Below are 9,923 nucleotides of genomic sequence, written 5' to 3'. Positions count from 1 at the left end.
GATCGTGGCGCGCATCACCGACGAGGGGCTCCGCGCCATCGGCATCGACCCGAACGCGGGCGACGCGGCGGAGGAGGACGAGCAGAGCGCCGAGGCCATCGCCCGCCGCAACGCCGAGCGCGTGGCCGCCGCGGAGGCCGCCGCGCCGGTGGCCGACACGGCGCCCACGGGCGCGGAGGAGCCGGCGCCGCAGGGCGAGCACGCCCCGGCGCCGGAAGCCGCCCAGGACGCGCCCACGCCCGCCCCGCGCGCGAGCCTACGCGACGCCGCCCAGCGGGTCCTCGACGCATGGGACGACGAGGCCAACCAGCGCTACGACCTGACGGACGCGATGGAAGCCCTGCGCGGAATCCTGGCGAAGCCGGCGCGCGCCACCCGCGAGTCCGGCGCGCCGCGCAAGCCGCGCGAGGGCACGAAGCAGGAGCAGGTGCTGGCCATGCTGCGCCGGCCCGAGGGGGCGACGGTCGCGCAGATCGCCGAGGCCACGGGCTGGGCGGCGCACACGGTGCGCGGCTTCTTCGCCGGCCTGAAGAAGAAGGGCCACGCGGTCGAGGTGAAGTCGCGGGAGCGGATGGTCGGGCCGAACAAGACGGGCGCCAAGGGCTCCTTCACCATCTACGGCATCGCCGACTGACCTTACCGACGCCGCAATCAGGACCCGCCGCGCTGCGGCGGGTCTTCTTGCTTGTCCCATCCCCCCGCCGGACGCCTCGGCGGCTTGAGCGCGCGGACCAATTCATCGGGCGACCAGTTCAGGCGCTTCGCTGCCATGGCGACGAGCAGCAGCACCTTCGGCGCCTCGTCCATGTACAGCTTCACCATGCGCGGCGTGCCGCAACGGTACTGGGCGAGCGCCATGGCCTTGGCGGTCGCCTCCACCATGTTCTCGATGTCCTTCGGTACACTCTGCCCTGGCATCCGCACTGTCCTCCGCTCGTCGCGCCATGATGCACATCGTGCGTCGCGCGTGCATCGAAAACCCACGACGAACATCGATCATTCAACTTGGCTGTGCTCCGACACAGCGCGAATCGTCCGTCACGCGCAGGGGATCCCGCCCCGCCGAGGCGGAGACGACGATGAGCAGAGTGACGACAGCGACGTTGATGCGCAGCGTGGACAGTAGCATCGCCGCAATCTGCCGGGCGGCCGAAGTCGGCGATGCCGAGCGTCTTATGTCGCTGCTCTACAGCACCCGAGACATCATCGCGGTGCTGCCGCGAAAGGAACGCGAGGCAGCGACGGCGCAGCTGCGCCAGATCATGCGTGACCTAGACGCCAAGGCCTGCGCGCGCATCCGCAGCATCACGCAGATCGCGCGGACGTGGTGAGCGTGATGGCAATGCCCTCCGAACGCCGCTGGATCATCCTGGCGCAGGACGGCCGGCACGTGACGATGGGGCGCGCCGCGCCACCCACCGAGGCGGAGGTCGAAGCTGCCGCCGTGGCGCTCGCCGCGCAGGGGCTGGCCGGCTGGCTCGCCACGATGGACGGGAACTACTGGTCGCGCCGGCGCGTGGCCCTCGCGCCGGTGCAGATGCTCGGCGACGGCGCCGCGCTGGATTGGCCCGCCGCCATCACCGCCTTTGAAGCTACCCGCCAGCACGCACTGCGCCCCCGGTAAGCACGCGCGCAGCCCATCCTCGTGCGGCGGGAGGTCGCCGCCATGCCGGAACTGACCGCCTCCACGCGCGAGGCCGCGCGGCGCCTCGGCGTCAGCGACACCGCCATCCACAAGGCCGAGCGCGCGGGCCGCATCGCCCGCGAGCCGGACGGCAGCTGGGATATCGACAAGACCCGTCGCCGCCTGGTGGAGACCGCCGACCCGGTGCGGTCGCCGCTTGCCACTGGTGCCGGCGCCGAGGGCACGCCCTTCGCGCGGCTGAAGGTGGCGCAGCTCGCGCTGAAGGTCGAAGCCCAGCGCCTCTCGCTGGACGAGACTAAGCGGCGCCTGCTCGACGTCACCGAGGCCAATGCCGCGCTCGACGAGATCGGCAGCACCATGCGCGACGCGTTGCTGAACTGGCCCGCCCGCGTGTCCGGCCTGATCGCAGCCGAGATCAGCGTCGACCCGCATCTGCTGCAGACCATCCTGCAGAGCCACATCAACGACCTGCTGACGGAGGCGGCCGATCGCTTCGATCCAGCAGGCATCGGAGGGGACCGGTCTTCGCAGCCGTGAGCATGTGCGTCGGCGTGTCGGCGCCATGCTGCGCCCGCCGCCGCAGCTCACCGTCACGGAATGGGCCGAGCGTCATCGCATGCTCGGCAGCCGCGCCTCGGCAGAACCGGGGCCATGGCGCACGAGCCGCACGCCCTACCTGAAGGACGTGATGGATGCGCTCTCGGCGGTGCATTCCGCCCGGCGCGTCGTGTTCATGAAGGGCGCGCAGGTCGGGGCCACGGAGAGCGGCAACAACTGGCTCGGCTACATCATGCACCATGTGCCGGCGCCCGCGCTGGCGGTACAGCCGACCGTGGAGCTGGCCAAGCGTTTTTCTCGCCAGCGCATCGACCCGCTGCTGGAGGAGACGCCGGCTCTACGGGAGAGAGTTGCTCCGGCCCGTGCCCGCGACAGCGGCAACACCATGCTGTCGAAGGAATTCCCCGGCGGCATCCTGGTGCTGACGGGTGCGAACAGCGCGGTCGGACTGCGCTCGATGACGGCGCGGTTCCTGTTCCTCGACGAGGTGGATGCCTATCCTGGCGACGTCGCCGGCGAGGGTGATCCCATCGCCCTGGCCGAGGCACGCGCCCGCACCTTCGGCTGGCGGCGCAAGGCCTTCCTGGTCAGCACGCCGACCATCGCCGGCCGCAGCCGGATCGAGCGGGAGTATCTGGCCTCCGACCAGCGGCGCTTCTTCGTGCCATGCCCCGAATGCGGGGAGATGCAGTGGCTGCGGTTCGAGCGGCTGATTTGGGAGAAAGGGGCGCCGGAGACGGCGCGGTATCACTGCGCGGCCTGCGACCACCCCATGCAGGAGCACGACAAGACCGCCATGCTCGGTGGCGGCGAATGGCGCGCGACGGCCGAAGGCCAGGATCCGCACACCATCGGCTTCCACATCTCGGCGCTCTACTCGCCGGTGGGCTGGCTGTCCTGGGAACAGATCGCCCGCGATTGGGAGGCGGCGCAGGGCAAGCCGGAGGACATCAAGACCTTCAAGAACACGGTCCTGGGCGAGACTTGGCAGGAGCAGGGCGAGGCGCCGGATTGGGAGCGCCTGGTCGAGCGCCGCGAAGATTTTCCGATGGGCGTGGTGCCCACGGGCGCACTGGTGCTGACTGCCGGCGTCGACGTGCAGGACGATCGCCTCGAATGCGATGTCTGGGGCTGGGCGGAGGGCTTTTCGTCCTGGCTCGTGGATCACGTTGTGATCCCCGGCAGCCCGCGGGACCGCGAGCCCTGGGATGAACTCGCCCGCGTGCTGGCACGCGATTGGCCTCGGCAAGGCGGTGGCGCGATGCGCATCGCCCGGCTCTGCGTCGACACGGGCGGCCGGGACACCGCCGCCGTCTATGGCCACCTCCGCCGCCTGCGGGATCCTCGCATCGCCCCGACGAAGGGGATCGATGGCTGGAACCGAGCGCAGCCCGTGCAGGGCCCGACGCCGGTGGATGCGCTGGTGAACGGTCAGAAGCTGCGGCGCGGCCTGAAGCTCTGGACCGTCTCGGTTTCCACATGGAAGGCCGATCTCTATCGCCGGCTCTGGCTTGGCCGCGGCGACGCGGAGGAGTTGCCGCCCGGCTGGGTGCATCTGCCGCGCGGCGTCGAAGTCGAATGGGTCAAGCAACTGGTCGCGGAGCAGCTGCGCACCACGAAGGATCGCCGCGGCTTCGCGCGGCAGGAATGGGCCAAGCTGCGCGAGCGGAATGAGGCGCTGGACTGCGCGGTGCTGGCTCGCGCGGCGCTCTGGCTGTTGGGCGCCGACCGCTACGGCGATCGCTTCTGGCAGCAACTGCGCGACCAGATCGCCGATGCTCCGCTGCGGCCGAGCGAGGTTCCCGCCGCTGGGAATGTCGCTGACCCGCCGCCGCCATTGCAGGCCGCGCCGGCACAACTGCCAGACACCCAACGTCCCCGCGGCTGGCTCGCACCCCGCGGCAACTGGCTGCGCTGACACACCGACGCAGGCGGGAGGCCCGGTGGCCTCGCCCGGCTCATACCCGGGACCGGCGGGGTTCAACTCCCCGGCCTGCAACCACACACGCGGAGACGCCCCATGCTCATCGCCGACCAGGACTGGGGCGTCCCGCCCATCGCCTTTGCCGACGCCATGCTCGACCCCTCAGGCCGCCTCAAGATCGCGCGCGGCCAGAACGTCTACGACGTCGATTTCGAATACGGCATGCAGCCGCTGCGTTGGGAGAACTTCACCGCCGGCACCGCCACCATCGCGCATCAGCCCCAGGCCGGCGGCGTCCTCATGCGCGTCGCCGCCAATGGCGATCTGGCGATGCGCCAGTCGAAACCCTATTTCCGCTACCAGCCGAGCAAGGGCATCTACGCCTCCGCCGCCGTACTGTTCGGCGCTCCGACCGCGAACGTGATCCGCCGCGTCGGCATGTTCGATTCCGACAATGGCGTCTTCTTCGAGCAGGACAGCACCGGCCTCTGGGCCGTGCGGCGCGCGAACACCGGCAATGGCGTGGTCGACACCCGCATCGCCCAGGCTGATTGGACGCTCGACAGGCTGAACGGCACCGGCCGGAGCGGGCGGGCGCTCGACTTCTCGCGCATCCAGATGGCGGTGATGGACTACGCCTGGTATGGCGCCGGCCGCGCGCGGCTGGGCTTCATCGTCGCGGGCAAGCTGCTCTGGTGCCACGCCTTCGACAGCGCCAATGTCGCCGGCCAGATCCTGCCCTGGTCGCGCACCGGCAATCTGCCCTGCCGCTATGAAATCCGCCGCACCGGCACGCCGAACACCAATGCCGATTTCTGGCATTGGGGCGTCTCGGTCGTCGTCGAGGGCGGCTTCGATGAGCAGCGCGGCTTCACCTTCCCGCACGCGAATGCGACACGCGTCGCGGTCACCACCCGGCGGCCGATCCTCTCCTCGCGCCTGCGATCCATGGCCGTGATCGACGAGGGCAATACCGCCACGGCCGGCGCCGTGGGTTCGCTGACGCGGACCGGCGCGGGCTGGACCAACAACCAGTTCCGGGGCCGCTACCTGCTGCTCACCGGCGGCACCGGCGCGGGGCAGATGGCGCGGATCGTCAGCAACACCGCCACCGTGCTGACCTGCGACAACCCGCTGACCCTGAGCGCCTCGCCGTTCGGCACGGCGCCCGCCGCGGGGACCACCTACCAGATCGGCGTCGCGAACCGTGGCCAGCTGGTGCCGCAGCAGCTGATCATCAGCAGCGATGCGGGCGGCTTCTTCGAGCTGGTTCTGAACGGCACCCCCGCCACCCCGTCATGGACCGACCTCGGTGGCGCCAGCCTCTCGCAGCAGGACACCGCGGCGGCGACGATCACCGGCGGCCAGGTGGTCTTCTCGTGCTACACGCCGGCGGGCGGCCAGGGGGTGCAGGCCTTCGACCTGCGGCAGATCCAGGCGCTCGGCACCAGCATCCTCGGCAATACGCCCGACACGCTGTCGCTCGTGGCGACCAGCTTCACGGGCACGGCCAATGTCGCCGCCTCGATCCTCTACACCGAGGCGATGAGCTGATGGACCCGGCCGTTCTCGCCTGGGCGCTGGCGCAGCCCGCTGGCAGCCGCGCTGCTGTGCTTGCCAGCGCCTATACCGGCGGCACCACGCGCGTGACCTTCGACGGGCGCACCATCGAGTATCGCAGCCTGGAGGAACTCGGCCGCGCGCTGGCGGTGCTGCGGGGCGCCGAGACCACCAGCGCGCGCCGGCCGAGCATGACCCTGGCCAGCTTCTCCCGCGAGGGAACCAGGTGATGGGCCGTTGGCGCAATGTCTGGCAGGCGATCCGCGGCTATGACGCGGCGCAGGACAGCCGCGCCTCCAGCTGGGCGGCGTCGGGCAGCAGCGCCACGGCGGAGGTGGGTGCGGCCGCCGCCACCGTCGCCCGTCGTGCCCGCGATGCCGTGCGCAATGACCCCTACGCCACGCGCATGGTGGATCTCTGGACCGGCAATGCTGTCGGCGCCGGCATCACCACGCGCTGGCCGGACAAACCGCACGCCGATGCCTGGCGCCGCTGGGCGGAGAGCACGCAATGCGACGCCGAGGGGCTGCTGGACCTTTATGGGCTGCAGGCGCTTGTCATGCGCGCGGTGGTCGAGAGCGGTGAGTGCTTCCTGCGCTTCATCGCCGTGCAGCCGACGCCCGCCAACCCCATCGGGCTGCAACTCCAGGTGCTGGAGAGCGACCATCTCGACACCGCCCGCACCGGCCTGGTGGAGGGCGCGCCGACCATCCAGGGGATCGCGCTGGGCGAGGCCGGCCAGCCGATCGGCTATTGGCTGCATCGCTTGCACCCCGGCGCCTCCTGGCTGCTGCCGGGCGCGACGTGGCTGAGCAGTGAGCGGCATCCGGCGGCGGACGTGCTGCACATCTACCGCAAGCGCCGGCCGGGGCAGCTCCGGGACGTCTCCTGGCTGGCGCCGGTCCTGACTCGGCTGCGTGATCTCGGCGACTATGAGGCCGCTTTGCTGATGAAGGCCAAGATCGAGGCCTGCCTGGCCGCGGTCGTGACCGAGGAGGGTGACGAGACGCTCACCGGCCCCGCCGCCGGGCTGCTGCGCGATGCGCAGGGGCGGACGGTGGAGAGCTTTGAGCCGGGGATGATCCTCTATCGGCGCGGTATGGGATCGGTGGAGGTGGTGAATCCCTCTGGCGGCGGCAGCCACACCGCCTTCGCGCGGCGCGCCCTGGAGGCGGCGTCCGTCGGCGCCGGCCTGACCTATGACCAGGTTTCGGGCGACCTCACCCAGGCCAACTACTCCAGCCTGCGGGCCGGCAAGATCGAGTTCCGCCGGCTCTGCGAGCAGGTCCAGTACGGCATGCTGATCCCGATGCTGGTGCGGCCTATCGCCGAGCGCTTTCACGCCCAGGGCGCGCTGCTCGGGCTGTGGGGCACCGACATCCCCGACGGCGTATCCCATGTGCCGCCGGCCCACGAGATGATCGACCCGCTGAAGGACACTACGGCGCTGATCGCCCAGGTGCGCGCAGGCTTTGTCCCGCAACCCGAGGCGGTCGGCGCATTTGGCTACGACTTCCGCCAGGCGGTCGAGATGATCCGCGAGGCGCATGCGCTGCTGGATGATGCCGGGCTGTCGCTCGACACCGATCCGCGTCGCGTCGCCAAATCGGGCGCGGCCCAGGATGCGGCACAGCTGGCCGCCATCGAAATCGCCGCCACCGGCGCTGCGGCGCCCGCCCGACCCGACCCGCAACCGCAAGGCTGAGATTATGACAGAACCCATCGAACCGGGCGGCAGCAATGCCGCGCCGGAGCCTGCCGCTGCGCCCGATCGAATGCCCACCGATGGGCAATCGATCATCGCGCAGCGCGCGCTGGCTGCGCCCGTCACCGTCGATCGTGCAGCGCGCACCGTCGAGGTGGTGTGGAGCACCGGCGCCCGGGCTCGCAACTTCGTCCCCGCCCTCGGGCTGATCACCGAGGAGCTGGAGATGAAGCCCGGCGCGGTGCGCATGGAGGCGCTGCGCTCCGGCAACGCCCCGGTGCTGAACACCCACCGTCGTGGCGATGCCCGCGATGTGCTGGGCCGCGTCATCGCCGCGCGCCTCGAGGCCGGCCGCGGGCATGCCACGCTACAATTCTCCGCCGCGGCCGATGTCGAGCCGGTCTGGCAGCGCATCGCCGACGGCACGCTGCGCGCCGTCAGCGTCGGCTATCGCGTGCACCGCTACGACCCGCGGCCCGACGCCGCCACCGGCCAGACCGTCCATCGCGCGGTGGATTGGGAGCCCTTCGAGATTTCCGTCGTGGCGGTGCCGGTGGACCGCGACGCCAGCGTCCGCAGCGAGGGCGACCGAGACACGCCCACCACAGCCATCGAACCCGACCTTCCCGAGGAGGAACCCACCATGCCCGAGACCACGACCGAAACCGCGACCACCACTGCACCCACCGCCCCGCCCCAGGAGAACCCCGTGACCACCCCGCCCGCCACCACCCCGCCCGAGCCGGCCCGTACCGCGCCCCCCGATCTTGACGCCATCCGCGCCGAGGCCGGCCGCGCCGAGCGGGAGCGCATCAGCGGCATCGATACCGCCATCGACGCCGCCCGCGCCCTGGTGCCCGCCGATCGCATCGCGCCGATGCGCGCCGAGGCCATCGAGAAAGGCTGGTCCGCCGACCAGGTGCGCCGCTCGCTCTTCGACACCATGGTCACCGCAGGGCCGCGCCCCTCGCTCCCGGCCCGCCCGGAGACCGGCCCCGGCCATGACGATCCCGCCGCGATGCTCGACGCCATGGCCGAGGCGCTGGCCGCCCGCTCCATGCCCGGCTACCAGCCGAAAGGGTCGGGCCGCCACGCCGAATTCATGGGCTGGCGTCCCTCCGACATGATCGGCCAGCTGCTGCGCGCCAAGGGCGATCCCAACCCGCCGCGCAACCCGACCCTGCTGGCCGAGCGCGCCTTTCACACCACCTCCGACTTTCCCGCGCTGCTCTCGGCCGCGGCCAACAAGATGCTGCTGGCGGCCTATGCGCCTGCAGCACCGACCTATCGCCAGATCTTCCTCCGCCGCGATTTCCGGGACTTCAAGCCGCACCGGCATCTGCGCGTCGGTGACTTCCCGACCCTGCTGCCGCTGATGGAGAACGGCGAAATCCAGGCCGGCACCATGTCCGAGAGCCAGGAAATCGTGCTGCTGCAGACCTTCGCGCGGCGCATCCGCGTGACGCGGCCCATGCTGGTCAACGACGATCTCGGCGCCTTCACCGACTTCGCCGCCGCCATCGGCCGGCGCGTCGCCGACTTCGAGAACGCCACCGCCTATGCGCTGCTGAACTCCGCCAGCGGCGACGGCCCGACGCTCACCACCGGCAGCGCCGCGGTCTTCGGCACCGCCGCCGCGCGCGCCAACAAGGCCTCGGCCGGCACGGCGCTGGACCTGGGCAACCTCGCGGTGGGCCGCGCGGCGGTCATGCGCCAGAAAACCCTGGACGGCCTGCCCATCGCGGTCGGCGCGTCGATGCGCCTGCTGGTCGGGCCGAACCTCGAACTGCCGGCCCGCCAGCTCACCGTGCCGGTCGCCGCCAACCAGATCAGCCAGGAGAACGTCTTCGCCAGCTTCGTGCAGCCGGTGGTCGAGCCGTTGATCCCCACCAACCGCTGGTATCTGTTCGCTGATCCCGTCACCGCGCCGGTCTATGTCTATGGCTACCTCAACGGCGCCGAGGGGCCGCAGGTCACCACCGGCCCGGTCTCCGGCGTCGATGGCGTCGAGGTCTCGGTGATCTTCGATTTCGGCGTCGGCGCCATCGACTGGCGCGGCGGCTACTTCAACCCGGGGACCTGATCCCGGCTCATCCCCTCCACCCATCCACGACCACAGCACCAGGGGCGCCGCCGGATGATCCGGTTCGGCGCCCCTGCTGCGTTCAGGAGACCCCTTTGCCATGCGCAACTACGTTCAGCCGGGCAACAGCTTGGCCATCACCGTCCCCTATGCGGGCGGCATTCTCTCCGGCCAGGGCGTCCTGGTCGGCGCGCTGTTCGGCGTCGCCGCCGTCGATGCCGCGCAGAACGCCATCATCGAGGCCGCGACCCAGGGCGTCTTCGACATCACCAAGGAGCCGGCGCTCGCCATCACTGCTGGCGCACGCCTCTTTTGGGACAACACCAACCGGCGCCTCACCACCACCGCCACCGGCAACTTCCAGGTCGGCATCGCCGCGCTGGCGGCGCTGGCCGCCGACACCACGGTGCGCGCCTGGCTGAACCGCGTGCCGCCTTCGGGGTCCTGA

11 protein-coding genes are annotated in these 9,923 nt (G+C 71.0%); 10 read left to right on the top strand and 1 reads right to left on the bottom strand.

Annotated features, from left to right (window positions below):
- Positions 1 to 634: DUF3489 domain-containing protein (locus tag JJI54_RS31940; protein ID WP_226381412.1), on the top strand; the 634-nt coding region annotated here is incomplete at its 5' end.
- A 17-nt stretch (positions 635 to 651) separates the two neighbouring features.
- Here the strand turns inward: JJI54_RS31940 and JJI54_RS07555 are convergent.
- Entirely contained in the window at positions 652 to 882 is a 231-nt protein-coding gene (locus JJI54_RS07555; RefSeq protein WP_203072263.1) for a hypothetical protein, read from the bottom strand.
- A gap of 197 nt (positions 883 to 1,079) precedes the next feature.
- On the opposite strand from JJI54_RS07555, the gene JJI54_RS07550 reads away from it, so the two are divergent.
- The 9 genes from JJI54_RS07550 to JJI54_RS07510 all read left to right on the top strand — a co-directional run bounded on the left by JJI54_RS07550 (position 1,080) and on the right by JJI54_RS07510 (position 9,923).
- Complete coding sequence (locus tag JJI54_RS07550; RefSeq protein ID WP_203072262.1) at positions 1,080 to 1,331, top strand: hypothetical protein; 252 nt, start codon at positions 1,080 to 1,082, stop codon at positions 1,329 to 1,331.
- Positions 1,332 to 1,336: 5 nt separating this feature from the next.
- A complete protein-coding gene (locus JJI54_RS07545; RefSeq protein ID WP_203072261.1) occupies positions 1,337 to 1,624 on the top strand; it encodes a hypothetical protein in 288 nt (95 codons plus the stop codon).
- Between the two features lie 42 nt (positions 1,625 to 1,666).
- The gene (locus JJI54_RS07540) at positions 1,667 to 2,182 is read left to right on the top strand and encodes a MerR family transcriptional regulator (RefSeq protein WP_203072260.1); all 516 of its coding nucleotides are present in this window, start codon (positions 1,667 to 1,669) and stop codon (positions 2,180 to 2,182) included.
- 25 nt (positions 2,183 to 2,207) lie between these two features.
- Entirely contained in the window at positions 2,208 to 4,121 is a 1,914-nt protein-coding gene (locus JJI54_RS07535; RefSeq protein WP_203072259.1) for a phage terminase large subunit family protein, read from the top strand.
- A 102-nt stretch (positions 4,122 to 4,223) separates the two neighbouring features.
- Positions 4,224 to 5,681: a hypothetical protein gene (locus JJI54_RS07530; RefSeq protein ID WP_203072258.1), complete on the top strand. Its 1,458-nt coding sequence runs from the start codon at positions 4,224 to 4,226 to the stop codon at positions 5,679 to 5,681.
- Positions 5,681 to 5,917, top strand: a complete 237-nt coding sequence (locus JJI54_RS07525; RefSeq protein WP_203072257.1) for a phage head-tail joining protein — start codon at positions 5,681 to 5,683, stop codon at positions 5,915 to 5,917. Before JJI54_RS07530 ends, JJI54_RS07525 begins: the two co-directional genes overlap by 1 nt.
- Positions 5,917 to 7,392: a phage portal protein gene (locus tag JJI54_RS07520; RefSeq protein WP_203072256.1), complete on the top strand. Its 1,476-nt coding sequence runs from the start codon at positions 5,917 to 5,919 to the stop codon at positions 7,390 to 7,392. The genes JJI54_RS07525 and JJI54_RS07520 overlap by 1 nt, the downstream gene beginning before the upstream one ends.
- A gap of 4 nt (positions 7,393 to 7,396) precedes the next feature.
- On the top strand, positions 7,397 to 9,475 hold the full coding sequence (locus JJI54_RS07515) for a prohead protease/major capsid protein fusion protein (RefSeq protein ID WP_203072255.1): 2,079 nt from the start codon (positions 7,397 to 7,399) through the stop codon (positions 9,473 to 9,475).
- Between the two features lie 100 nt (positions 9,476 to 9,575).
- On the top strand, positions 9,576 to 9,923 hold the full coding sequence (locus tag JJI54_RS07510; RefSeq protein ID WP_203072254.1) for a DUF2190 family protein: 348 nt from the start codon (positions 9,576 to 9,578) through the stop codon (positions 9,921 to 9,923).

The sequence above is a fragment of the Falsiroseomonas ponticola genome (assembly GCF_016805305.1).
Taxonomy (GTDB): Bacteria; Pseudomonadota; Alphaproteobacteria; order Acetobacterales; family Acetobacteraceae; genus Falsiroseomonas; species Falsiroseomonas ponticola.
The sequence above is the reverse complement of the archived record's forward strand: the minus strand, read 5'-3'. Positions and strand labels throughout refer to the sequence as shown.